This window comes from Pseudomonas sp. RIT-562 (assembly GCF_026241895.1).
GTDB classification, from domain to species: Bacteria; Pseudomonadota; Gammaproteobacteria; order Pseudomonadales; family Pseudomonadaceae; genus Aquipseudomonas; species Aquipseudomonas mandelii_F.
Genome location: NZ_JAPJIV010000001.1, coordinates 133,656 through 157,603, shown reverse-complemented (window position 1 = coordinate 157,603; position 23,948 = coordinate 133,656). Strand labels below are relative to the sequence as shown.

The following is a 23,948-nucleotide window of genomic DNA, read 5'->3' as shown; positions in this document are numbered from 1 at the left end:
GTTATTGTGGGTCCCGGTGTCTATGCGCACCGGTGATGCCAAGTTACGCAGCTACGCCCCCGTCAACGCGCACTACGGCGACCAGCTCTTGCACTGGAGCGACCTGTGCTCTTGAATGCCAGTTGCAAGTGGCGTATCAACGTCCTCACGCTACCCGTCAGCCGAGTGCGCTCCATGTCCCAGGATTTCTACTTCTTGTTGATGCCGGGTTTTTCGGCCATCGGATTCATCTCGGCCATCGAGCCGCTGCGGGTTGCCAATCGCTTTCGCGGCGAGCTCTACCGTTGGCACGTATTGAGTGCCGACGGCGGTGCCGTCCTGGCCAGCAATGGCATGTCGGTCAACGCCGATGCCGCGCTGGAACCGTTGAGCAAAGGTGCAACGCTGCTGGTGGTCGCCGGTTTCGAACCGCTGAAATTCGCCACCCCGGCGCTGGAGCATTGGCTGCGCCGGCTGGACAGCGAGGGTGTGACCCTGGGCGCCATCGACACCGGCAGTTTTGTCCTCGCCGAGGCGGGACTGCTTGATGGTTATCGCCTGACCCTGCACTGGGAAGCCATCGATGCGTTCAAGGAATCCTATCCGCTGCTCAGCGTTACCCAGGAGCTGTTCGAGATCGATCGTCGGCGCATCACCTCGGCGGGCGGTACGGCATCCATCGACCTGATGCTCGACCTCATTAGCCAGGCTCACGGTCCGGAACTGGCGATTCAGGTCAGCGAACAGTTCGTACTCGGTCGCATCCGCCCGCGCAAGGATCACCAGCGCATGGAAGTGGCCAGTCGGTACGGCGTTCGCAACAAGAAACTGGTGCAGGTGATCGGCGAGATGGAACAGCACAGCGAGCCGCCGCTGAGTACGCTGCAATTGGCCGAATCGATCAAGGTGACGCGTCGCCAACTGGAGCGCCTGTTTCGCCTGCACTTGAACGACACGCCGAGCAATTTCTATCTGCGGTTGCGGCTGGAGAAGGCGCAGCAGTTGCTGCGACAGACGGACATGAGCGTGCTGGAAGTGAGCATTGCGTGCGGGTTTGAATCACCTTCGTATTTCACTCGCAGCTATCGAGCGAAGTTTGCGCGGTGCCCGCGCGAGGATCGCCTCCAGCCGCAGAAGGTATGATTCCTGTAGGAGCTGGCTTGCCGGCGATGGCTGCCTCAAGGGGGCGAGGATCCTTGGGGCCTCATCGCCGGCAAGCCGGGCTCCTACGGTTTTTCGGCGTTATTTCTTCACCAGGGCCGAACACGCCGCCTTGTACGCCTCATGCTGATACTTGTTCAGCGTCCCCGGCAGTTCGAAATTGTGCTTCTTGGCCTGGGCATTGATCGTCTGCGGCGACAGTAACGTCACCTCACAACTCTCCAGCAACTGAAAAATCCCCTCGATCTTGAAAGTGGTTGGCCCACCGGCAAACTCGCCTTTCTTGCTGCGCTTCTTGATCACGATCCGGTCGATCGAATTCTCCCGAACGAACGATGCCACCTGTGCGGCAAAGACTTTGACGTTCGCCGCTTCATCATCATCGTCCAGGGCGATCTTCTTGGTGGCCAGGGGCAGGTGGCTGAACGCCTGATCGTCGAGAGACGCGACGGCGATGATGGCTTCACTGCCTTTGATTTCAATGCCGCAGATTTTCATTACATACCCTTCCAGTCGATGAAGTGTGATGGTGGCGCAGCCTCGCGATGAAGTCACGGCGCGAGTGTTACAGGGTGGTCGACTGCCCTCGGCGATCCAGTTCGAACACTTTGTTCTGCTGCAGGCGCGATTTCAGCCAGCGTTCGGCTTTACCCATCTTGCGCGTACGTGCCCACAGCAGGTCGACGCCCACATGCCAGTCAGTGTGGGGATAGGCGCCCAATTGCAGTTCGACCAGTTCGCCATTGGCCAGTTCACGCTGGATCAGCTGGCGCGGCAACGTCGCCCAGCCAAGGCCGGCACGGACCATTTCCAGCAGCGCCAGGTAGTTTTCGGCCTGCCAGAGTCGGGTGGAGCGCAGATATTCGCTGCTGGGTAATTTCTCGGCGTGGGCGCTGAACGCGAGGCGGCGGTGCACGTGGAGGTCGTCGAAGGTCACGCTGCTCAACTTCGCGAGCGCGTGTGCGGGGTGGCAGACGTGCAGCATGATCAGCTTGCCCATCTGCTGGAACTCCAGCTGCGGCGGGTACTGCGGCTGAGAGAAGGCAATGCCCAGCACTGCCTGGCCTTGGGCGACAAGTTCGCTGACGTCTCCATACACCGGATGCCGGATCACCAGGTCGACATAGGGGAAGACCTGTTCGAACTCCAGCAGCACCGGCATAACGGCGTTGTAGGGCGTTTCGATGGCCAGTGAAACACTGGGTTCGATCGCGTCGGACAGACAGTCCGCATGCGCCTGCAACGTCAGGCACCGTTCCAGCACCGACTGCGCCTGGACCAGCATTTTTTGGCCGGCGGGCGTCAGTACCGGGTTGCGATTCGAGCGATCGAACAGTTCCACGCCCAGATCCTGTTCCAGATTGGAAATCGCCACGCTGACGGTCGATTGAGTCTTGCCCAACTTGCGTGCAGCCGCAGAAAAAGACCCGCTGTGCACGGCCTGGACGAATGTTTGCAGCTGGTCCAGCGAGAACTGCATGGGCGTGACCTCAGTCAGACTTGTCTATCGTTTAAAACGATGGTTGCTCATTTGCTCCATCGTTTACAAGCAGAGAATATCGAACCTGAAACGAGCTCTTCTGCTGCATCGATTTGCGCTGTGCCTGGCCTGTGGACGCCTCCCAGGACTACAAGAAAAAGCACTTCAGGAGACATTCGATATGAGCAATTCACAGGTTCATCCGGTGGACGAAGTCCTACCGGTTCGCCAGTTGGTGACATTCGGTTTGCAGCATGTGCTGGTGATGTATGCCGGTGCGGTGGCGGTGCCCCTGATTTTGGGCAGCGCATTGGGCCTGACGTCGGCACAGGTGGTGATGTTGATTAACGCGAACCTGCTGACATCGGGTATCGCGACGATGATCCAGACACTTGGCTTCTGGAAATTCGGCGCACGCCTGCCCCTGATCCAAGGGTGCTCTTTTATTGCCTTGGCACCGATGATCATGATCGGCAAGGAGTTCGGTCTCACTGAAGTGTTCGGTGCAGTGATCGCGGCGGGGGCGATCACCATCGCCATGGCACCGGTGTTCAGTCGGCTGTTACGGTTTTTTCCACCTGTCGTGATCGGCAGCCTGATTACCATCATCGGCATTTCCCTGATGCCCGCCGCAGCGATCTGGCTAGGTGGCGGCAACCCCGATTCCGCAGACTTCGGCGCGCCTTCGAATCTGCTGCTGGGGCTGGCCACGGTGGTCGTGACCCTGGTGATCTACGCCAAGTTTTCCGGGTTCATTGGCAACCTCAGCGTGTTGATCGGCCTGTTCGTTGGCAGCCTCATCGCAGCGGCATTTGGCATGACCAACTTCGCCCAGGTAAGCACCGCCGCCTGGTTTGAACTGAGCCCACCCATGGCATTTGGCACGCCGCAGTTCTCGCTCATGCCGATCCTGGTGATGACCCTGGCAATGCTGGTGATCATGGCGGAGACCACCGGTAACTGCCTGGCGATCGGCAAGTTGACTGGTAAACCCACCACCCAGCAAACACTCGGCAATGCGTTCCGGGCCGACGGGCTGTCGACGATGCTCGGCGGGTTGTTCAACAGCTTCCCCTACAACGCCTTCACCCAGAACACCGGGCTGATCGCACTCTCCAACGTCAAGAGCCGCTACGTCGTGGCCTCGGCCGGGGCAATCATGGTGCTGATGGGGCTGTTTCCCAAGCTGGGTGCGCTGATTGCTGCGGTGCCAACGCCGGTGCTGGGCGGCTGCGCCGTGGTGATGTTCGGCATGACCACGGTGGCCGGGATCCAGGAGTTATCACGGGTAACATTCGAAGGCACCCGCAACGGGATCATCGTTGCCGTCTCGGTCAGCGTCGGAGTTTTGCCGATGTCGTTCCCGGCGCTGTTCGAACATGCCAGTGGCACCCTCAAGCTGGTGCTGGAAAGCGGAATCTTCCTCGGCGCGATCACGGCGATCGTGCTCAATATCCTGCTCAACCCGCAGAGTCGGACCGAGCCAGGGACGCAAGCCGCCGAGCTGACCGACTGACAGGTGTTTTGCCCCTGTCCCGACCGGTCAGGGGCACGGTTGAAAAATAATAAGGAGTTTCACATGACTAGTTTCACTTGCACTGTACCTGCCGGCATTACCGAACTTGATCTGCAACTGCTGCGGCGCTCTCTCGAACTGGCAGAGGAATCCAAGGCCCGTGGCCGCCATCCGTTCGCTGCATTGGTCGCGGACGGCGCCGGTACTATCATCGCCGCGGCAGGCAACAACTCGATGCCGCCCGAGGGCGACCCCACCCAACACGCCGAACTGGTCGCAGCGGCACAGGCGGCCAAACTGCTGAGCCCGGCTGAATTGGCCCACTGCACGCTCTACACCAGCGCGGAACCTTGCTGCATGTGCGCCGGAGCGATTTACTGGACGGGCATTGGTCGAGTGGTTTACGCGCTATCTGAACATGCTTTGCTCGGGCTTACGGGCGATCATCCGGAAAACCCGACCTTCTCGCTGCCATGCCGGGAAGTGTTTGCGCGAGGGCAGCGGAAGATCCCGACATTTGGGCCGATGCTGGAGACTGAGGCGGCGCGGGCGCATGAGGGTTTTTGGAGGTGATTGAGTAGGGTGGTTTTTTGGCTGGTGGAGGCGGGGACGCCTCCACTCGGTTTCGGGATCCCTATAACAGCGAGATCAAAAGATCGCAGCCTCGTTGCACTCGACAGCTCCTACGCAGGCAATTCACTCCTGCCCAACCGATTCCAAAAACTCCGATCGCTCATCACTCATGCGTGCAATGCAGTCATTTTGCGCGATGGTGAACGCCTTACTGCCACTCGTCGCCGGGAAGGCTTCGACGGCGCAGTCGGCGTCCCGGGTCTTCAGCCATTGCTGCTGCGCCGCTTTGATTTTTGCGGTGATGTCTGCCAGCTGGGCCGGGTTCTTGCCGTAGAGCGTTTGCATGCGGTCGGCCAGGGTCTGGTAGTTGTCCTTCAGCAAATCTTCAGCGGTGGTGCGTCCGTACACCGAGCATTCCAGGGTCTGGACGTCGTTTTCGACAGCGTCGCAGGGGGTGGTCTCGGACTCTTCTTCCGCGTGCACGCCCGTGGCGATCAATGCCAGAACCAGAAAGATCATTTTCATTGCGCTGCCGTCCTTCATTCCAGTAGAGCCTCAGTGAAGCATCCAGTCGTGCGACGGATTCTGGCTCAAGCGAGCGGGCTTGAACAGGCGGGCGAGCAGGGCTGGCGACGACCCTTTGTCGCGGATTGACGCTTTCGGCAATTCCCCTGTCGTTTTTGCACCCGGCTGTCCCGGTGCTCAGGCATATGCTGGCTCCAAAGCGCCGGCACACGATTCGGCGCATGAATCGACAATAGGGGACAGCCTGATGAGCCCAGCCGAATTGCACGCCGACAGCATCGTTATCGACGGGCTGATTATCGCCAAGTGGAACCGTGAGCTGTTCGAGGACATGCGCAAGGGCGGCCTGACCGCGGCCAACTGCACCGTGTCGGTGTGGGAGGGCTTTCAGGCCACCGTCAATAACATCGCCGCCAGCCAGAAGCTGATTCGCGAGAACAGCGACCTGGTGATTCCGGTGCGCACCACCGCCGATATTCGCAAGGCTAAGGAGCAGGGCAAGACCGGCATCCTCTTTGGCTTCCAGAATGCCCACGCCTTTGAAGACCAGATCGGCTATGTCGAGGTGTTCAAGCAGCTCGGGGTCGGTATCGTGCAGATGTGCTACAACACCCAGAACCTGGTGGGCACCGGCTGCTACGAGCGCGATGGCGGCCTGTCCGGCTTCGGTCGCGAAATCGTCGCTGAGATGAACCGCGTTGGAGTGATGTGCGACCTGTCCCACGTCGGTTCCAAGACTTCCGAAGAAGTCATCCTCGAATCGAAAAAGCCGGTCTGCTATTCCCACTGCCTGCCGTCGGGCCTGAAGATTCACCCGCGCAATAAATCCGACGAAGAACTGAAGTTCATCGCTGATCACGGCGGATTCGTCGGTGTGACCATGTTCGCGCCGTTTCTTGCCAAGGGCATCGACTCCACCATCGACGACTACGCCGAAGCCATTGAATACACCATGAATATCGTCGGCGAAGACGCCATTGGCATTGGCACCGACTTTACCCAGGGCCATGGCCAGGACTTCTTCGAATACCTGACGCATGACAAGGGCTACGCCCGCCGCCTGACCAGCTTCGGCAAGATCATCAACCCGCTGGGCATCCGCACCGTCGGCGAGTTCCCCAACCTCACCGAGACCTTGCTCAAGCGCGGCCATTCCGAGCGCGTAGTGCGCAAGATCATGGGCGAGAACTGGGTGAACGTCTTGAAAGACGTTTGGGGCGAGTAAGCCCGCTTTAAACGACGATCCCTTGTAGCAGCTGTCGAGGCACGAGGCTGCGTTGCGGTCCGCAGGACCGCCCTCGGGGGCCGCTTCGCAGCCCAACGCAGCCTCGCAGGCTCGGCAGCTGCTACAGGACCGACATCACAACGAATTTTTCTGGAGTTAAGTTTCCATGGCCAAGATCGCCCCGCAATTGCCTATCGAAGTCGACAGCGAAACCGGTGTCTGGACCTCCGACGCCCTGCCAATGCTGTACGTACCGCGGCATTTCTTCGTCAACAACCACATGGGCATCGAGGAAGTTCTGGGCGCCGAAGCCTACGCCGAAATCCTCTACAAGGCCGGCTACAAGTCCGCCTGGCATTGGTGCGAAAAAGAAGCTGAATGCCACGGCCTGGAAGGTGTCGCAGTGTTCGAGCACTACATGAAGCGCTTGTCACAACGCGGCTGGGGCCTGTTCAAGATCCAGGACATCGACCTCGATAAAGGCACCGCCAGCGTCAAGCTCGAACACTCGGCCTTCGTCTACGTGTACGGCAAGGTCGGGCGCAAGGTCGACTACATGTTCACGGGTTGGTTTGCCGGTGCCATGGATCAGATTCTGCAGGCCCGCGGCAGCCAGATCCGCACGGTTGCCGAGCAAGTCTACGGTGGCTCCGAAGAAGGCCACGAAGACGGTTTATTCACCGTCAAGCCGTTGTAAGTCGAGGAACCCGCCATGGCTTTCGAAGCAATGTTCCAGCCGATCCAGATCGGCAAACTGACCATCCGCAACCGCGTGCTCAGCACCGCGCACGCTGAGGTCTACGCGACCGACGGCGGCATGACCACCGACCGGTACGTCAAGTATTACGAAGAGAAAGCCAAGGGCGGGATCGGCCTGGCGATCTGCGGCGGTTCGTCCGTGGTGGCCATCGACAGCCCGCAGGAGTGGTGGAGCTCGGTGAACCTGTCCACCGATCGCATCATCCCGCACTTCCAGAATCTTGCCGACGCCATGCACAAGCATGGCGCCAAGATCATGATCCAGATTACCCACATGGGTCGGCGTTCGCGCTGGGACGGCTTCAACTGGCCGACGCTGATGTCGCCGTCCGGCGTGCGTGAGCCGGTGCACCGTGCCACCTGCAAAACCATCGAGCCGGAAGAGATCTGGCGGGTAATCGGCAACTACGCGCAGGCCGCGCGCCGCGCCAAGGCCGGTGGCCTGGACGGTGTCGAACTGTCCGCCGTGCACCAGCACATGATCGACCAGTTCTGGAGCCCACGGGTTAACAAACGCACCGATGAATGGGGCGGCAGCTTCGAGAACCGCATGCGTTTCGGTCTGGAAGTGTTGAAAGCGGTGCGCGCCGAAGTCGGTCCCGATTTCTGCGTCGGCATCCGTCTGTGCGGCGACGAATTCCACCCGGATGGTTTGTCCCACGAGGACATGAAACAGATCGCCAAGTACTACGACGACACCGGCATGTTGGACTTCATCGGCGTGGTGGGCTCGGGTTGCGACACCCACAACACGCTGGCCAACGTGATCCCGAACATGAGTTATCCACCGGAGCCGTTCCTGCACCTGGCCGCCGGGATCAAGGAAGTGGTCAAGGCCCCGGTGTTGCACGCGCAAAACATCAAGGACCCGAACCAGGCGACGCGCATCCTTGAAGGCGGTTACGTCGATATGGTCGGCATGACCCGTGCGCACATCGCCGACCCGCACCTGATCGCCAAGATCAAGATGGGCCAGATCGACCAGATCAAACAGTGCGTTGGCGCCAACTACTGCATCGACCGTCAATACCAGGGCCTGGATGTGTTGTGCATCCAGAATGCCGCGACCTCCCGTGAATACATGGGCGTGCCGCACATCATCGAAAAGACCACGGGCGTGAAACGCAAAGTCGTGGTGGTGGGTGCCGGCCCTGCAGGGATGGAAGCTGCGCGTGTAGCAGCAGAGCGTGGCCACGACGTGACCCTGTTCGAGAAAAAGGAATTCATCGGCGGGCAAATCACCACTGCATCGAAAGCGCCACAGCGCGATCAGATCGCCGGTATCACTCGCTGGTATCAGCTGGAACTGGCGCGCTTGAAAGTCGACCTGCGCCTGGGTACTGCGGCGGATGCGCCGACCATCATGGACTTGCGTCCGGACGTGGTGGTGCTGGCTGTCGGCGGTCATCCGTTCATCGAACAGAACGAACACTGGGGCGCGGCGGAAGGCCTGGTAGTCAGCAGTTGGGACATTCTCGACGGCAAGGTTGCACCGGGCAAGAACGTGTTGGTCTACGACACCATTTGTGAATTCACCGGGATGTCGACCGCCGACTTCATCGCCGACAAGGGCAGCCAGGTCGAGATCGTCACCGACGACATCAAGCCGGGCGTAGCGATTGGCGGCACGTCGTTCCCGACTTACTACCGCAGCATGTACCCGAAAGAAGTGATCATGACCGGCGACATGATGCTGGAGAAGGTCTACCGCGAAGGCGACAAGCTGGTGGCGGTGCTGGAGAACGAATACACCGGCGCCAAGGAGGAGCGGGTGGTTGATCAAGTCGTCGTGGAAAACGGCGTGCGTCCGGATGAAGAGATCTACTACGCGCTGAAGGAAGGCTCGCGCAACAAAGGCCAGATCGACGTCGAAGCCTTGTTCGCGATCAAGCCACAACCTTGTCTGGAACAGAGCGGTGAGGGCTACCTGCTGTTCCGCATCGGCGACTGCGTAGCGCAACGCAACGTGCATGCGGCGATCTACGACGCGTTACGGCTGTGCAAGGATTTTTAAGAGCTTGTGGATAACCCTGTAGGAGCGAGCCTGCTCGCGATGGACGTGAACGATGACGCGGGGAGTGTGATTTAAAGCGGCGTTCTCAGGTTTTTCGCGAGCAGGCTCGCTCCTACAAGGAATCGAGCAAGGCATCCAGGTAGTTTGACCTGCAAGACCCCGCGGTCTTTGGGAGCTTCACCATGCTTAACACCCTTCTTCCAATCCTGTTGTTCGCTGCCCTGGGCCTCGCGGTTCTAGGCGCGTTGCGGCGGGTAGCCATGTGGCGCCGGGGCCGGGCCTCCAAGGTCGACCTGATCGGCGGCCTGTTTGCCATGCCCAAGCGCTACATGGTCGACCTACACCACGTGGTGGCGCGGGACAAATACATCGCCAACACCCACGTCGCCACGGCCGGTGGTGCAGTGGCCTCCGCCGTTCTGGCGATACTGGTTCACGGTTTTGGCCTGCATAACCGCTTCCTCGGGTATGCGCTGCTGCTGATGACCGCCGTGATGTTCGTGGGGGCGATTTTCGTCTACCTGCGCCGCCTCAACCCTCCGGCCCGATTGTCCAAAGGGCCGTGGATGCGCCTGCCGAAAAGCCTGTTGGCGTTCTCGGCTTCATTCTTCCTGGTGACTCTGCCGGTCGCGGGCATCCTTCCGGAAAACTTCGGTGGCTGGATCCTGGCGGCAATCCTGTTTGTCGGCGTGTTGTGGGGCGTTTCGGAGTTGTTCTTCGGCATGACCTGGGGCGGCCCGATGAAGCACGCCTTCGCCGGTGCCCTGCACCTGGCCTGGCACCGTCGCGCCGAGCGCTTTGGCGGTGGTCGTTCCACTGGGTTGAAACCGCTGGACCTGAACGACCCGACCGCGCCGCTGGGCGTGGAAAAACCCAAGGATTTCACCTGGAACCAGTTACTCGGTTTCGACGCCTGCGTGCAGTGCGGCAAGTGCGAAGCCGCATGCCCGGCATTCGCCGCCGGCCAGCCGCTGAATCCGAAAAAACTGATTCAGGACATGGTCGTCGGCCTGGCCGGTGGCACCGATGCCAAGTTCGCCGGGAGCCCGTATCCAGGCAAGCCGATTGGCGAGCATGCCGGTAATCCGCATCAACCGATCGTCAACGGTCTGGTGGATGCCGAAACGCTGTGGTCGTGCACCACCTGCCGCGCGTGCGTGGAAGAGTGCCCGATGATGATCGAGCACGTCGATGCGATCGTCGACATGCGCCGCCACCTGACCCTGGAAAAAGGCGCGACCCCGAACAAGGGTGCCGAAGTCCTGGAAAACCTGATCGCCACCGACAACCCAGGCGGCTTCGCGCCGGGCGGGCGGATGAACTGGGCGGCGGACTTGAACCTGAACTTGCTCAGCGAGAAGAAATCCACCGACGTGCTGTTCTGGGTCGGCGACGGCGCCTTCGACATGCGCAACCAGCGCACTCTGCGCGCGTTCGTCAAAGTGCTCAAAGCGGCAAAAATCGACTTCGCCGTGCTCGGCCTTGAAGAACGCGACAGCGGCGACGTGGCACGGCGCCTGGGCGACGAGGCAACCTTCCAGTTGCTGGCCAAACGCAACATCCAGACCCTGGCCAAGTACAGCTTCAACCGCATCGTCACGTGCGATCCGCACAGCTTCCACGTGCTGAAAAACGAATACGGCGCTTTCGATGGCAACTACCAGGTGCAGCACCACAGCACCTACATGGCAGAAATCATCGGCGCCGGGGCCCTGAGCCTCGGCCAGCACAAAGGCAGCAGCGTGACCTATCACGACCCTTGCTACCTCGGACGCTACAACGGCGAATATGAGGCGCCGCGTGAGGTGCTGCGAGCACTCGGAATTGAAGTCAAAGAGATGCAGCGCTCCGGATTTCGTTCGCGCTGCTGCGGCGGTGGCGGCGGTGCGCCGATCACCGACATTCCGGGCAAGCAACGGATCCCCGATATGCGCATGGAAGACATCCGCGAAACCGGTGCCGAACTGGTGGCGGTGGGTTGTCCACAATGCACTGCGATGCTCGAAGGCGTGGTCGAACCGCGACCTTTGATTAAGGACATTGCCGAGCTGGTGGCCGACGCTTTGCTCGAAGACTCGGCTCCGAGCAAACCGAATGCCCCGGTCAAACGTGAAGAACCTGCGGAGGCCCACTGATGAGCGACATTATCCGCCGTGACCCGCGCGCCGAATGGATCGCCCGCAACCGTCTGCACCCGCTGCACGCAGCGATGCAACCGGCGCAACACAGCTGGATGGGGCCCAACGGGGTCATTCGCAAAAATCCCCATGGCATTGGCTTTATCGGCCCGAGCGGTCTCAAGCGCATCGACCGCAGTGGTGCTCAACAAGGCGGGTCGACGAAACGCTCGGCCGCCGTTGAAGTACAACTGCCCCTGCATCAGGTGCCTGCGCCGGCGTTTTACATCTGCGTGGTGCCGGACATGGTCGGTGGCCGCCTGAGCAGTCACGACCGTGACTTGCTGGGGTTGGCTCATCAATTGGCCGGTTCGGACGGTGCGGTATTGGCTGTGGTCTTCGGCGAACACAAGGAAAGTGCGTTTTCCACAGCCGGCGTCGATCGTTTGCTGGTGCTCGAAGGCGAAGAGTTCAGCGGTTATGCACCGGAACAGCGAGTGCAGGGCCTGCGGGCTGTGGATAACCAATTCAATGCGCGTCATTGGCTGCTGCCGGACAGTCGCAGCGGCGGTGGTGAACTGGGTCGGCGCTTTGCCGCTGCGCTGGGTGAACGGCCGGCCACGCGGGTCTGGCAAGTCAAGGATCAGGAATGCATTGGCCGCGCTGGCGCTGGTTTGCAAGACCTGGCGCGGCCGGTTGCACGCTTGATTCTGGCGGCCGTCGAATGCGCAGAACCGGTCAGCGAAACCCGGCATGAAGCCTTGCCGGTAGAGTTATCCACAACCGTTGCCCGCAGTCTCTCGCGCATCGAGGATTTGGGCGCGGTGGCGGTCGATCCGGCGGCGATTCCGATGGCCGAAGCCGAATTCATCTTTTCTGGTGGCAATGGGGTCAAGGACTGGGATTTGTTCCACCAGACCGCAGCGGCCCTCGGCGCCACCGAAGGTGCGTCCCGGGTGGCGGTGGACGACGGTTTCATGGCCCGCGACCGCCAGGTCGGCGCGTCCGGTACCTGGGTCACCGCACGGGTCTACGTGGCGGTGGGGATTTCCGGGGCGATCCAGCACCTGCAAGGCATCGGCGCCTGCGACAAGGTGGTGGCGATCAACCTCGACCCGGGTTGCGACATGATCAAACGGGCCGACCTGTCGGTAATCGGCGAAAGCGCCGAGATTCTTCAAGCCTTGATCGATGCGGTGGCGGCTTACCGTAACGACGCCAAGCGCGATGCGGCTTAAGGAAAGGAAAGGACCATGAGCACGAAAATCATCAGCCTGGTGTCCATTGGCGCCCACCCGACTTCCGGTCGGCCCCGTCGCGCGGAGCAGGATGCACGGGCGGTGGAGCTGGGCTTGCAACTGGCTGGGGATAACTTGCAGGTGCTGCACGCTGGCGACGTCGGTGAACCCGCGTTGCGTGCCTATCTGGGCATGGGGCTGGAGCAACTGCACGTTCTGGAACAACCCCAGGGGGGCGATGCGTTGCCGGCGTTGACCGCGTATTTGCGTGATGCCGGGGCGCAGGTGGTGCTGACCGGCACCCAGGCCGAAACCGGCGAAGGCTCGGGCATGCTGCCGTTCCTGCTGGCCGAAAGCCTCGGCTGGCCGCTGGTGGTGGGCCTGGCGCAGGTCGAATCCATCGATGGCGGTTCGGCGCTGGTGTTGCAGGCCTTGCCGCGCGGTCAGCGGCGCCGCTTGAAGGTTCGTTTGCCGTTTCTCGCCACAGTGGATAACGCCGCGCCCAAGCCTCGCCAGAGCGCCTACGGCCCGGCTAGGCGCGGGGTGTTGCAGGCAAATGACGTGGAAGTTGTCGACGATGAATTGCTCGCGGTCGCTACCCTGCAACCGGCCAAGCCACGGCCTAAACGCTTGAAGGTGATCAAGGCCAAGAGCGGCGCTGACCGCATGAAAGCCGCGACGGCCAAGGCCAGTGGGGGCGGTGGACAAGTGCTCAAGGGAGGTACGGCGCAAGCGGGGGCTGAGGCGATTCTCAAGTTGTTGATCGAAGAGGGCGTAGTTCGCTGACGCTTCTACATGAATCCGCAAGCGAGCTTAGCTCCCATAAGGAAAAACCATGGCGGTTGAATTTCGTTCGGCAGTACGCGCCGATGCGCGCGAGATTGCGCGTTTGTTCCAGATTTCATCCGAGGGCGCTGCGGATTACATCTGGAGCCAGATAGCAGAGCCTGGCCAGGATCTGCTGGACGTCGGAGCCCTGCGTTACGCCCGTGACGATGTGGATTTCTCCTGGAAGAACTGCCTGATTGCCGAGGCCGAAGGTGAGGTCATTGGCATGCTGCACAGCTACGTGATGCGTCACGATCCGTTCGCGGCACCGGTGACCGACCCGGTGCTGGCGCCATACGCCGGGATGGAAATTCCCGATACCCTGTATATTTCCAGCCTGGCGCTGCATGAAGGCTGGCGCAATCAGGGCCTGGGCAGGCAGTTCCTTGCCTACGCCTACGACCGCGCCAACCGGCTCGGGCTCAATGGCCTGAGCCTGATCGACTACGCCGCAAACACCGGTGCCCGTCGGTTTTACGAGCGTCATGGTTTCCGTATTGTCGATACCTGCCAGATCACGCCGCATCCGATGATCAGGGTGACGGGCGAGGCTTATTTGATGTATCGACCTTAGCGGGCTGCCCGGGGACGGGCGACCCTAGCAGAACTGATAGTGTTGCCTCAGCTGGCGGTTTGTTAGGGTAATTGACAGTTGGTTCCCGCCTCCCCAGCAAGACCTGCCAGTAGCGGGGATGTCATGGCGCGGCGGATTCCCTGGTCTCATCAAGGACGCTGCTAATGCCCATCTCCCGCCAGACTCGACGTGTAAAAGCCTCCACAGCAGCAGATCCGCTGTACTCTCGCACCCTGCTGCTCGCCAGCGATCTGCAGCAAAGCATCCTCGCCGAACTGGACCGCAGAGTGCCGAACCCCTTTGCATATTCTCCCTATGGCTTGCAAAGCGGTGAGGCTCAGGCCATGGCGCATCTGGGTTTCAATGGGCAGCTGAAAGAGCGCTCAACCGGTTGGTATCACTTGGGCAATGGCCATCGGGTGTATAACCCGGTGTTGATGCGTTTTCATAGTCCCGACCAATTGAGTCCGTTTAGCAAGGGGGGCATAAACGCGTATACCTATTGCGGGGGAGATCCTCAGAATTACACGGACCCGACCGGGCAATATGTTGCTGTTCTCCAGCTTGTCCAGCGAGCTGCGCTTGTTACTTTGCACACTGTGGTCCCGGCGAGCATGCTCCTTGGGCCCAAAGTTACCGGAATCGCATTACATGCTTCGCGTTTCAGCTTACTTGGTTCGGTCGGTACGGCCGCCGGAGCAGCCATGAGCGCTGCAGGAAGCCCTTACGGGGTACATGTCATCACAGCAGGGACGGCCGGGTTGTTGGCAGGCGCTATGACTCGAGGCTTAGTCGCGGTAAAGGACCTCTATCAGAAAGGCCAGATATGGAAGACATTCAAAACAAACGTCAAAAATATTTTCACGGGGCGTGCTGAAACAAAAGTCTCTCCCACTGTGGGCAAATCCAACTCTGTTGTCATCGACATGGATGTACCAGCTCCCCCTTCCGCAACGCCGAACCTTGACTCACCAACGTCACCACGACTCAGAGCCATTGATATCCGCCGACCCGACGGTAATTCGACTAGATTGTAAAATTGCGGGTTTACCCTAGTTGTCCACAAAGTCTGTTGGCGCATCTGTGGATAACGTGTTCACCATCGTCTCCAAGCCATATGCTTCGCGGCTTTTCGTCATTGATCAATAAATGACCATGTACGCTAATAGGCGTGGTTCCCATTCGATTTGACGGTATTTTGGCTGCACGTCTGCAGTTGTCCCCAATTGCTGTGGGTGGAGGTGTGGATAACTTGTTTGCGGAAGGCTGGAGGGCACGTAGCGTATAGGCCTGAACGCAATAGATCATATTTCGTACAGTGCTAAAGGAGAGATATGAAGTGCGAGGATAAAAACCCGTTCCTGTAGGGGCGAGCCTGCTCGCGATGAACCGGATAACGCCGCTGGGTGTCAGGTTGCCAGCGTATCGTTGACGTTCATCGCGAGCAGGCTCGCTCCTACAGGGGGGCAGTGTTGTTAGCCTTGGACCGGGACACCTTTGAGGTATGGCGCAGGCTCAGCACCGAGGTTGTTCAGCAGGCGCTCGCTGTACCAATCCACAAAGTTCACCACGCCAAACTCATAGGTCTTGGAGTAAGGCCCAGGCTGGTAAGCCGTAGAGTTGATGCCGCGCTGATTTTCTTCGGCCAGGCGACGATCCTGGTCGTTAGTCGCATCCCAGACCTGGCGCATGCGGTCGACGTCGTAGTCCACGCCTTCAACAGCGTCCTTGTGCACGATCCACTTGGTGGTGACCATGGTTTCCTGGGCGCTGATCGGCCACACGGTGAACACGATGATGTGATCGCCCATGCAGTGGTTCCACGAATGCGGCAAGTGCAGGATGCGCATCGAGCCCAGGTCCGGATTCTTGATGCGGCCCATGAGTTTGGCGCAGCCCTGTTTGCCGTCCAGGGTCATTGACACGGTGCCTTTGAGCAGCGGCATGCGCACGATGCGGTTACGCAGGCCAAAACTGGCGTGGGCGTAAGGGATCTTTTCGGCTTCCCAGGCAGCGGCAGAGGCCGCCACGTGGTCCTTGAAGGCCTGATCGGCGCGCGGGTCGGTGACGTCGTCCCACTCCAGCAGGGTTTTCAGCAATTCAGGGTGCGACGCGTTGCAGTGGTAGCACTCGCGGTTGTTTTCCAGCACCAGCTTCCAGTTGGCTTTTTCCATCAAGGTGGTCGTGATCGCCACCTTGGTGTTTTCCATGTCGTAGGGTTCCATGTAATGGTTCAGCGTCGACAGGAAGTCATCTATGGCCGGCGGGTTCTCCGCCAGGCTGATGAAGATGTAGCCACCGGCGGTCTTCACGTTCACCGGCTTGAGGCCGTACTGCTTCATGTCGAAATCGGCGCCCATTTCAGTGCCGGCGAACAGCAGGCGGCCGTCCAGTTCGTAGGTCCACTGATGGTAATGGCACACCAGTTTGGCGACTTTGCCTTTCTCGCTGGTGCACAGACGTGAACCGCGGTGACGGCAGACGTTGTGGAAGGCGTGCACCACGCCTTCGGCACCACGAATCACGATGATCGGGTTCTTGCCGATCTGCAGGGTCAGGTAGTTGCCCTTGGTCGGGATCTCGCAGGTCATGCCGGCGATCAACCACTCCTTCTGGAAAATTTCCTGCATGTCGATATCAAACAGCCGCTCGTCAGAGTAAAACGGCTGCGGCAGCGAGAAGGTGCGCTCGCGCTCTTGCAGCATCTGCGCAGTGGCCTTGCGTGCGGGTTCCAGCGGATCGCCCAGGCTGATTTTTGCGGTGACGTCCATCGTGTGTTTCCTCAAGGCCATCTGCGTGGCCGCGAAAGTGGCTGATCAGGTTTGCTACGCAAGGTGTAAAGAAGCTGTCGTTGTGTGGAGCGAGTGTGGGCCCGGCGCCCGCCAGAACCTTATCCATGGGCGACATGGCCCAATCTGTTCCCGACGCGCAACCCCCGGTAGTTGCGGGCTGGTCGCGATAAGTATGTGAATGTCGCAGATAGGTAAATGGGTGGTTCGCGCTATACGCAGAATCGCCAACATAAGGCCGACACACGGCTACGGAGAACAGCATGTCCAATAGCTTCCTGAATCCGGTAACCACCCAGACCTGGGCCAATGGTCGACACATCGTCCGTTGTGTCAAAGTCATCCAGGAAACCTGGGACGTGCGCACCTTCTGCTTTATGGCGGACCAGCCGATTCTGTTCTTTTTCAAGCCCGGGCAGTTCGTGACCCTGGAGCTGGAAATCGACGGCGTGCCGATCATGCGTTCGTACACCATTTCCAGCTCGCCTTCGGTGCCGTACAGCTTTTCTGTGACCATCAAGCGCGTACCGGGCGGCAAGGTTTCCAACTGGCTGCACGACACCCTGCATGAAGGCCAGGAGTTGGCGGTACACGGGCCGGTCGGGCTGTTCAACGCCATGGACTTTACCGCGCCGAAGGTTTTGTACCTCAGTGGCGGCGTCGGCATCACGCCGGTCATGTCGATGGCGCGCTGGTTCTACGACACCAACGGCAACGTCGACATGGTGTTTATCCACAGCGCGCGCTCGCCGAAAGACATCATCTATCACCGTGAGCTGGAACACATGGCGTCGCGGATCGACAACTTCAGCCTGCACCTGATCTGCGAAAAGCATGGCCTTGGTGAGCCTTGGGCGGGGTATCGCGGGTATCTGAACCAGAAGATGCTGGAACTGATGGCGCCCGACTTCCTTGAGCGCGAAGTGTTCTGCTGCGGGCCGACGCCCTACATGAATGCGGTCAAGCGCATGCTGGAGTCGGTGGGTTTCGACATGTCGCGTTATCACGAGGAGTCCTTCGGCGCGACGCCACCGGAGGCCCGTGCGGATGCGGTTGAGCAAGCGGAGATCGCCGCCGACGCGCCGGACATCGACGTGGCTGATTTGCATCAGGTTGAGTTCATTTCCTCCGGCAAAAGCATTCGTGTGGCACCTGGGGAAACCGTGCATGCGGCGGCAGCCAAGCTCGGTCTGCTCATTCCGAAAGCTTGCGGCATGGGTATTTGCGGGACGTGCAAGGTGTTGAAGCTGGGTGGCGAAGTTGAGATGGACCACAACGGCGGGATTACCGAAGAAGACGAGGCGGAGGGGTTCATTCTTTCGTGCTGCAGCGTGCCGAAAGGGGATGTACGCATCGAGTTTTGATCTACTCCGTAAACCCATGTGGGAGCGGGCTTGCTCGCGAATGCGGTGCGTCATTCAACTTCAATGTTGCCTGACCCGACGCTTTCGCGAGCAAGCCCGCTCCCACCACGTTCGGCGTTTCAGTCGACGAACAGGTCGGGCATCAGCTTGTCGCTGCCGTCAGGCTCAAAGCGGTAGTGATCGAATTCGATCACGCCATGCTCCCGCAGAATTTCCTCATCGATCAACAACCGCCCGGTAATGCTGCGAGCCGTGCTGTCCAGAATGATATGGGCAGCATCCGCCATGATCGCCGGCGTCCTCGCATGTTTGAACGACTCCCGCGACCCCAGCTGAAACTCGATGGCCGCAGTCGCGATCATGGTCTGCGGCCACAGCGAATTGACGCTGATCCCGTAATTCTGGAATTCCTCGCTCATGCCCAGGGTCAGCATGCTCATGCCGTATTTGGTCACGGTGTAGGGGCTGTACTGGGCGAACCACCTGGTCGCCAGGTTCAGCGGCGGTGACAGGTTGAGGATGTGACCACTGGTTTTTTTCAGGTAGGGCAGGGCGGCCTGGCTGCACAGCAGCGCCGCCCGGGTGTTGATCTGATGCATCAGGTCGAAGCGCTTGAGTTCGATGTGTTGGACACCGGTCAGCTTGATCGCCCCGGCGTTGTTAACTAATGCATCGATGCCGCCGAAGTGCTCGTTGGCCTGGGCCAAAGCCTGATGCACAGCGTCCTCATCGCGCACATCCACTTGCAGGGCCAGCGCCTTGCCGCCTGCGGCTTCGACTTCCTGGGCGACGCTGAATATCGTGCCGGGTAGCTTGGGGTGAGGCGCCGCACTTTTCGCCGCAATCACGATATTGGCCCCATCGCGGGCGGCCCGCAGTGCGATCTCACGACCAATCCCACGGCTGGCGCCGGTGATGAACAGGGTTTTGCCTTGCAGGGACATGCGCACGCTCCTGGTTATTGTTATGTGAGGGTAGGCTCGACAAACAATGTAGACCAAGAGTGAACACTGTCACTGTAGGAGCTGCCGCAGGCTGCGATCTTTTGATTTTGATTTTTTAAGATCAAAAAATCGCAGCCTGCGGCAGCTCCTACAGAATCAGTTTCGGGACATGACTTCTCGGATGTCCCGAGCCAATTCCCGCACGCGTTCTTCTTCGGTGTCCCACGAGCACATGAAGCGTGCGCCGCCGTTGCCGATGAAAGTGTAGAAGCGCCAGCCCTTGGCCGTCAGCGCGGCGATTGCCGGCTCCGACAGCTGCAGGAACACGCCATTGGCCTGCACCGGAAACATCAGCTCCACGCCAGGAATGTCGCTGACCAGTTCGGCCAGTAGCTGCGCGCAATGGTTGGCGTGGCGGGCATATTTGAGCCAGGCGTCGTTTTCCAGGATCCCCACCCACGGCGCGGAGAGGAAGCGCATCTTGGACGCCAGCTGACCGGCCTGCTTGCAGCGGTAGTCGAAGTCTTCCGCCAGCTTATGGTTGAAGAACAGGATCGCCTCACCTACCGCCATGCCGTTTTTCGTGCCGCCGAAGCACAACACGTCGACGCCGGCTTTCCACGTCAGGTCTGCGGGCGAGCAACCAAGAAAAGCGCAGGCGTTGGAGAACCGCGCGCCGTCCATGTGCAGGTTCAGGCCGAGCTCCTTGCAGGTGACGCTGATGGCACGAATTTCTTCGGGGGTGTAGATGCTGCCGACTTCGGTGGCCTGGGTCAGGGTCACGACGCGCGGTTTTGGATAGTGGATATCCTGACGCTTGAGGGCGACTTCGCGGATCGATTCCGGGGTCAGCTTGCCATTTTCAGTGCGCGCCACCAGCAACTTGGAGCCGTTGGAGAAAAACTCCGGCGCGCCGCATTCGTCGGTCTCGACGTGGGCGGTTTCCGAGCAGATCACGCTGTGGTAACTCTGGCACAGCGACGACAGGGCCAGGGAATTGGCGGCGGTGCCGTTGAAGGCGAAAAACACTTCGCAGTCGGTTTCGAACAGTTTGCGGAATTGATCGGACGCGCGCGCGGTCCATTCATCGTCGCCGTAGGCGCGTTGGTGGCCGTGGTTGGCCTCCTCCATGGCAGCCCAGGCTTCAGGGCAGATACCGGAATAGTTGTCGCTGGCGAATTGTTGGCTCTTGTCGGTCATGGCCGGCTTCCGTGATCGAAGCTCTTATGGTGAAGAGCATTCGTGGTCAATGATGGTGCGCACTTTACCGAAGATCGTTCGGGGAGCACACGAGATGCTGCTTTCGAAAAAATACAGGCTTGGCGGACAATTATGCACATGACTCAACGCGATGGGGCACTCGATCTGCTCAAGTGGCTGGCGCTTTTGAGCATGGTGCTCGATCACCTGCGATATGTCGGTTACTCCGTTGATATCCTGTTTGCGCCGGGGCGCCTGGCGTTTCCATGGTTCTGCCTGGCGATGGCCGCCAATCTGACGCGAGCAGGCTCTGCAACCGCCGGCACTCAATGGCGCTATCTGTCGTGGCTGCTGCTGTTCAGCGCCATCAGCGAGATTCCTTATCGATTGTTCATGCCGGATCCCGACACGTTGAACGTGATGCCGACGCTGTTGCTAGGGTTGTTGGTGGCGCGAGGCTGGCAGCAGCCAGCGCTGGAGTCGCGACTGCTGGCGCTGGGTGCTTTAGTGCTTGCTGCGCTGTTCCCGGAGCGCCTGATGTTCGGGTTCTTCGGAGTGCTGTTGCCGTGGGCGATGCTGTTGGTGATCAGGCGGCCCTGGTACTTCAGCCTGTTGCCCGGGGTGGTGTGTTTGGCGGGTAATCAGTGGCAGGTGCTGTATGCGGCTGCGCAGTTTGGCAATGTCGCCGCCATCGGGGGCATTGCCACGTGTCTGATCGCGCCATGGTTGGGGATGGCCTTGTTGCGACATGCCAAACATCTCAATCCTGCGCCGATGCGACGCTGGGCGTATGCGCTCTATCCCATGCACTTCTTACTGCTGCTCGCGCTACGTCAGGCAATCGCTTAACCCCCTGTGGGAGCGGGCTTGCTCGCGAATGTGCCGGGTCAGTCAACATCAATGTCGGATGACCCACCGCATTCGCGAGCAAGCCCGCTCCCACAGTGGATCTGTGTCTGTTTGAGGAAGCCATTTCAACCCATGTCGTAAACGCACCTTTGCGTGGCGTCCGTAGGCATTTGGCCTGTCTGCGCCGGTCATACCATCGCATCAAAGGGCACTGTCGCAACACCAGTGCCTTACCGAGACGAATGGCGCATAGATGCCGCTGGGAGAGACGCGATGTTCAGCAAGCAAGACCAGATCCAGGGTTACGACGATGCACTGCTGGCGGCGATGAATGCCGAGGAGCAACGCCAGGAAGATCACATCGAGCTGATCGCGTCAGAGAACTACACCAGCAAACGCGTCATGGAAGCGCAAGGCAGTGGCCTGACCAACAAATACGCCGAAGGTTATCCGGGCAAGCGCTACTACGGTGGTTGCGAGCACGTGGACAAGGTTGAGGCCCTGGCCATCGAGCGCGCCAAGCAACTGTTCGGTGCCGACTACGCCAACGTCCAGCCGCACTCCGGTTCTTCCGCGAACAGCGCCGTTTACCTGGCCCTGATCCAGGCAGGCGACACCATTTTGGGCATGAGCCTGGCCCACGGCGGCCACCTGACCCACGGCGCCAAAGTGTCGTCCTCGGGCAAGCTCTACAACGCCGTGCAGTACGGCATCGACACCAAGACCGGATTGATCGACTACGACGAAGTTGAACGTCTGGCCGTCGAGTGCAAGCCGAAAATGATCGTCGCTGGCTTCTCGGCCTATTCCAAGACCCTCGACTTCCCGCGCTTCCGCCAGATTGCCGACAAGGTCGGTGCGCTGCTGTTCGTCGACATGGCCCACGTTGCCGGTCTGGTCGCTGCCGGTCTCTACCCGAACCCGCTGCCGTACGCCGACGTGGTCACCACCACCACCCACAAGACCCTGCGCGGTCCACGTGGCGGCCTGATCCTGTGCAAGGCCAACGAAGAGATCGAGAAGAAGCTCAACTCGGCAGTCTTCCCGGGTGCCCAGGGCGGCCCGCTGATGCACGTGATCGCTGGTAAAGCGGTGTGCTTCAAGGAAGCGCTGGAGCCTGGTTTCAAGGCCTATCAACAACAAGTGATCGACAACGCCCAGGCCATGGCCGGCGTATTTATCAAACGCGGCTACGATGTAGTGTCCGGCGGTACTGACAACCACCTGTTCCTGGTCAGCCTGATCCGTCAGGGCCTCACCGGCAAAGATGCGGACGCCGCCCTCGGTCGCGCCCACATCACTGTGAACAAGAACGCTGTACCGAATGATCCACAGTCGCCGTTCGTGACCTCCGGCCTGCGCATCGGCACCCCGGCGGTGACCACTCGCGGCTTCAAGGTGACCCAGTGCGTCACGCTGGCCGGCTGGATCTGCGACATCCTCGACAACCTCGGCGATGCCGACGTGGAAGCGAATGTTGCGCAGCAAGTGTCGGCCCTGTGCGCGGACTTCCCGGTTTATCGCTGAGCGCGGTTTTGGAGTAAATGACTATGCAACGGTATTCGGGCTTCGGCCTCTTCAAACACTCCCTCAGCCATCACGAAAACTGGCAGAAAATGTGGCGCACGCCGACCCCGAAAAAGGTCTATGACGTGGTCATTGTCGGCGGTGGCGGGCATGGTCTGGCGACCGCCTACTACCTGGCCAAGGAACACGGCATCACTAACGTCGCCGTGGTCGAGAAAGGCTGGTTGGGCGGCGGTAATACCGCGCGCAACACCACCATCGTGCGCTCCAACTACCTGTGGGACGAGTCGGCGCACCTGTACGAACACGCGATGAAACTGTGGGAAGGCCTGTCCCAGGACCTGAACTACAACGTGATGTTCTCCCAGCGTGGCGTCTACAACCTGTGCCACACCCTGCAGGACATTCGTGATTCCGAGCGTCGGGTCAGCGCCAACCGCCTCAACGGCGTAGACGGCGAATTGCTGGATGCCAAGCAAGTGGCCGACGAGATTCCGTACCTCGACTGCTCGAAAAACACTCGCTATCCGGTGATGGGCGCCACCGTCCAGCGTCGCGGCGGCGTGGCCCGTCACGATGCCGTGGCGTGGGGCTTTGCCCGTGCCGCTGACGCACTGGGCGTGGACCTGATTCAACAGACCGAAGTGATCGGTTTCCGCAAGGAAAACGGCGTGTGCATCGGTGTTGAAACCAATAAGGGTTTCATCGGCGCCAAGCGCGTCGGTGTGGTCACGGCTGGTAACTCCGGGCACATGGCCAAGCTGGCCGGTTTCCGTCTGCCGATCGAATCCCACCCGCTGCAAGCGCTGGTGTCCGAGCCGATCAAGCCGATTATCGACAGCGTGATCATGTCCAACGCCGTACACGGTTACATCAGCCAGTCCGACAAGGGCGACCTAGTGATCGGCGCCGGTATCGACGGCTACAACGGCTACGGCCAGCGTGGTTCGTACCCGGTGATCGAGCACACCATCCAGGCCATCGTCGAGATGTTCCCGGTGCTGTCCCGCGTGCGCATGAACCGGCAGTGGGGCGGCATCGTCGACACCACGCCGGACGCCTGCCCGATCATCTCGAAAACCCCGGTCCCGAACATGTTCTTCAACTGCGGTTGGGGCACCGGTGGCTTCAAGGCGACACCTGGCTCGGGCAACGTATTTGCCGCAAGCCTGGCCAAGGGTGAAATGCACCCGTTGGCCGCACCTTTCTCCATCGACCGTTTCCACAACGGTGCGTTGATCGATGAACACGGCGCTGCGGCCGTCGCCCACTAACAGGAGAAATTT

20 protein-coding genes and 1 pseudogene are annotated in these 23,948 nt (G+C 60.2%); 15 read left to right on the top strand and 6 right to left on the bottom strand.

What is annotated here, in order from left to right:
* Window positions 1–174: 174 nt before the first annotated feature.
* Complete coding sequence (locus ORL50_RS00700; RefSeq protein ID WP_266009685.1) at window positions 175–1,122, top strand: GlxA family transcriptional regulator; 948 nt, start codon at window positions 175–177, stop codon at window positions 1,120–1,122.
* A gap of 99 nt (window positions 1,123–1,221) precedes the next feature.
* Here the strand turns inward: ORL50_RS00700 and ORL50_RS00695 are convergent, their stop codons facing one another.
* Together ORL50_RS00695 and ORL50_RS00690 are read right to left on the bottom strand one after the other, a co-directional pair.
* Entirely contained in the window at window positions 1,222–1,638 is a 417-nt protein-coding gene (locus tag ORL50_RS00695; RefSeq protein ID WP_266009198.1) for a DUF3010 family protein, read from the bottom strand.
* 67 nt (window positions 1,639–1,705) lie between these two features.
* Window positions 1,706–2,620, bottom strand: a complete 915-nt coding sequence (locus tag ORL50_RS00690) for a LysR family transcriptional regulator (protein WP_266009196.1) — start codon at window positions 2,618–2,620, stop codon at window positions 1,706–1,708.
* 181 nt (window positions 2,621–2,801) lie between these two features.
* Here ORL50_RS00690 and ORL50_RS00685 point away from each other — a divergent pair, with 181 nt between their 5' ends.
* Both ORL50_RS00685 and ORL50_RS00680 read left to right on the top strand, forming a co-directional pair.
* On the top strand, window positions 2,802–4,136 hold the full coding sequence (locus ORL50_RS00685) for a nucleobase:cation symporter-2 family protein (protein ID WP_266009193.1): 1,335 nt from the start codon (window positions 2,802–2,804) through the stop codon (window positions 4,134–4,136).
* Window positions 4,137–4,199: 63 nt separating this feature from the next.
* Complete coding sequence (locus ORL50_RS00680; protein WP_266009191.1) at window positions 4,200–4,709, top strand: nucleoside deaminase; 510 nt, start codon at window positions 4,200–4,202, stop codon at window positions 4,707–4,709.
* Between the two features lie 123 nt (window positions 4,710–4,832).
* Here the strand turns inward: ORL50_RS00680 and ORL50_RS00675 are convergent, their stop codons facing one another.
* The gene (locus ORL50_RS00675) at window positions 4,833–5,234 is read right to left on the bottom strand and encodes a lysozyme inhibitor LprI family protein (RefSeq protein ID WP_266009189.1); all 402 of its coding nucleotides are present in this window, start codon (window positions 5,232–5,234) and stop codon (window positions 4,833–4,835) included.
* Between the two features lie 247 nt (window positions 5,235–5,481).
* Between ORL50_RS00675 and ORL50_RS00670 the strand changes: the two genes are divergently transcribed.
* The 8 genes from ORL50_RS00670 to ORL50_RS00635 all read left to right on the top strand — a co-directional run bounded on the left by ORL50_RS00670 (window position 5,482) and on the right by ORL50_RS00635 (window position 15,026).
* Entirely contained in the window at window positions 5,482–6,459 is a 978-nt protein-coding gene (locus tag ORL50_RS00670) for a dipeptidase (protein WP_008033250.1), read from the top strand.
* 166 nt (window positions 6,460–6,625) lie between these two features.
* Window positions 6,626–7,156 (top strand): DUF5943 domain-containing protein, encoded by a 531-nt coding sequence (locus tag ORL50_RS00665; protein WP_248692261.1) that lies wholly within the window; start codon window positions 6,626–6,628, stop codon window positions 7,154–7,156.
* 15 nt (window positions 7,157–7,171) lie between these two features.
* Window positions 7,172–9,232, top strand: a complete 2,061-nt coding sequence (gene dgcA / locus ORL50_RS00660) for a dimethylglycine demethylation protein DgcA (RefSeq protein WP_266009177.1) — start codon at window positions 7,172–7,174, stop codon at window positions 9,230–9,232.
* Window positions 9,233–9,414: 182 nt separating this feature from the next.
* A complete protein-coding gene (gene dgcB, locus ORL50_RS00655) occupies window positions 9,415–11,367 on the top strand; it encodes a dimethylglycine demethylation protein DgcB (RefSeq protein WP_266009175.1) in 1,953 nt (650 codons plus the stop codon).
* Window positions 11,367–12,587: an electron transfer flavoprotein subunit alpha gene (etfA, locus tag ORL50_RS00650; RefSeq protein ID WP_266009173.1), complete on the top strand. Its 1,221-nt coding sequence runs from the start codon at window positions 11,367–11,369 to the stop codon at window positions 12,585–12,587. The genes dgcB and etfA overlap by 1 nt, the downstream gene beginning before the upstream one ends.
* Window positions 12,588–12,602: 15 nt before the next feature.
* Window positions 12,603–13,373: an electron transfer flavoprotein subunit beta gene (gene etfB / locus ORL50_RS00645; protein WP_266009171.1), complete on the top strand. Its 771-nt coding sequence runs from the start codon at window positions 12,603–12,605 to the stop codon at window positions 13,371–13,373.
* A gap of 49 nt (window positions 13,374–13,422) precedes the next feature.
* Window positions 13,423–13,989 (top strand): GNAT family N-acetyltransferase, encoded by a 567-nt coding sequence (locus ORL50_RS00640; RefSeq protein ID WP_266009169.1) that lies wholly within the window; start codon window positions 13,423–13,425, stop codon window positions 13,987–13,989.
* Window positions 13,990–14,153: 164 nt separating this feature from the next.
* Window positions 14,154–15,026 carry an RHS repeat-associated core domain-containing protein gene (locus ORL50_RS00635; protein WP_266009168.1) on the top strand — a complete coding sequence of 291 codons (873 nt, stop codon included), beginning with the start codon at window positions 14,154–14,156 and terminating at the stop codon, window positions 15,024–15,026.
* A gap of 419 nt (window positions 15,027–15,445) precedes the next feature.
* On the opposite strand, the pseudogene gbca reads toward ORL50_RS00635, so the two are convergent.
* A pseudogene (gbca, locus tag ORL50_RS00630) lies at window positions 15,446–16,760 on the bottom strand (glycine betaine monooxygenase oxygenase subunit).
* 281 nt (window positions 16,761–17,041) lie between these two features.
* Between gbca and gbcB the strand changes: the two are divergent.
* A complete protein-coding gene (gbcB, locus tag ORL50_RS00625; protein ID WP_266009164.1) occupies window positions 17,042–18,142 on the top strand; it encodes a glycine betaine monooxygenase reductase subunit in 1,101 nt (366 codons plus the stop codon).
* A gap of 119 nt (window positions 18,143–18,261) precedes the next feature.
* Here the strand turns inward: gbcB and ORL50_RS00615 are convergent, their stop codons facing one another.
* Window positions 18,262–19,086: an SDR family oxidoreductase gene (locus ORL50_RS00615; protein WP_266009163.1), complete on the bottom strand. Its 825-nt coding sequence runs from the start codon at window positions 19,084–19,086 to the stop codon at window positions 18,262–18,264.
* A 156-nt stretch (window positions 19,087–19,242) separates the two neighbouring features.
* A complete protein-coding gene (locus ORL50_RS00610) occupies window positions 19,243–20,286 on the bottom strand; it encodes a threonine aldolase family protein (RefSeq protein WP_266009162.1) in 1,044 nt (347 codons plus the stop codon).
* Window positions 20,287–20,418: 132 nt separating this feature from the next.
* Here ORL50_RS00610 and ORL50_RS00605 point away from each other — a divergent pair, with 132 nt between their 5' ends.
* From ORL50_RS00605 to ORL50_RS00595, 3 genes are all read left to right on the top strand, one after another.
* The gene (locus ORL50_RS00605) at window positions 20,419–21,135 is read left to right on the top strand and encodes a TraX family protein (protein WP_266009161.1); all 717 of its coding nucleotides are present in this window, start codon (window positions 20,419–20,421) and stop codon (window positions 21,133–21,135) included.
* A gap of 273 nt (window positions 21,136–21,408) precedes the next feature.
* Complete coding sequence (gene glyA / locus ORL50_RS00600; RefSeq protein WP_266009160.1) at window positions 21,409–22,662, top strand: serine hydroxymethyltransferase; 1,254 nt, start codon at window positions 21,409–21,411, stop codon at window positions 22,660–22,662.
* A 23-nt stretch (window positions 22,663–22,685) separates the two neighbouring features.
* Window positions 22,686–23,936: a sarcosine oxidase subunit beta gene (locus ORL50_RS00595; protein ID WP_007947735.1), complete on the top strand. Its 1,251-nt coding sequence runs from the start codon at window positions 22,686–22,688 to the stop codon at window positions 23,934–23,936.
* Window positions 23,937–23,948 lie beyond the last annotated feature (12 nt).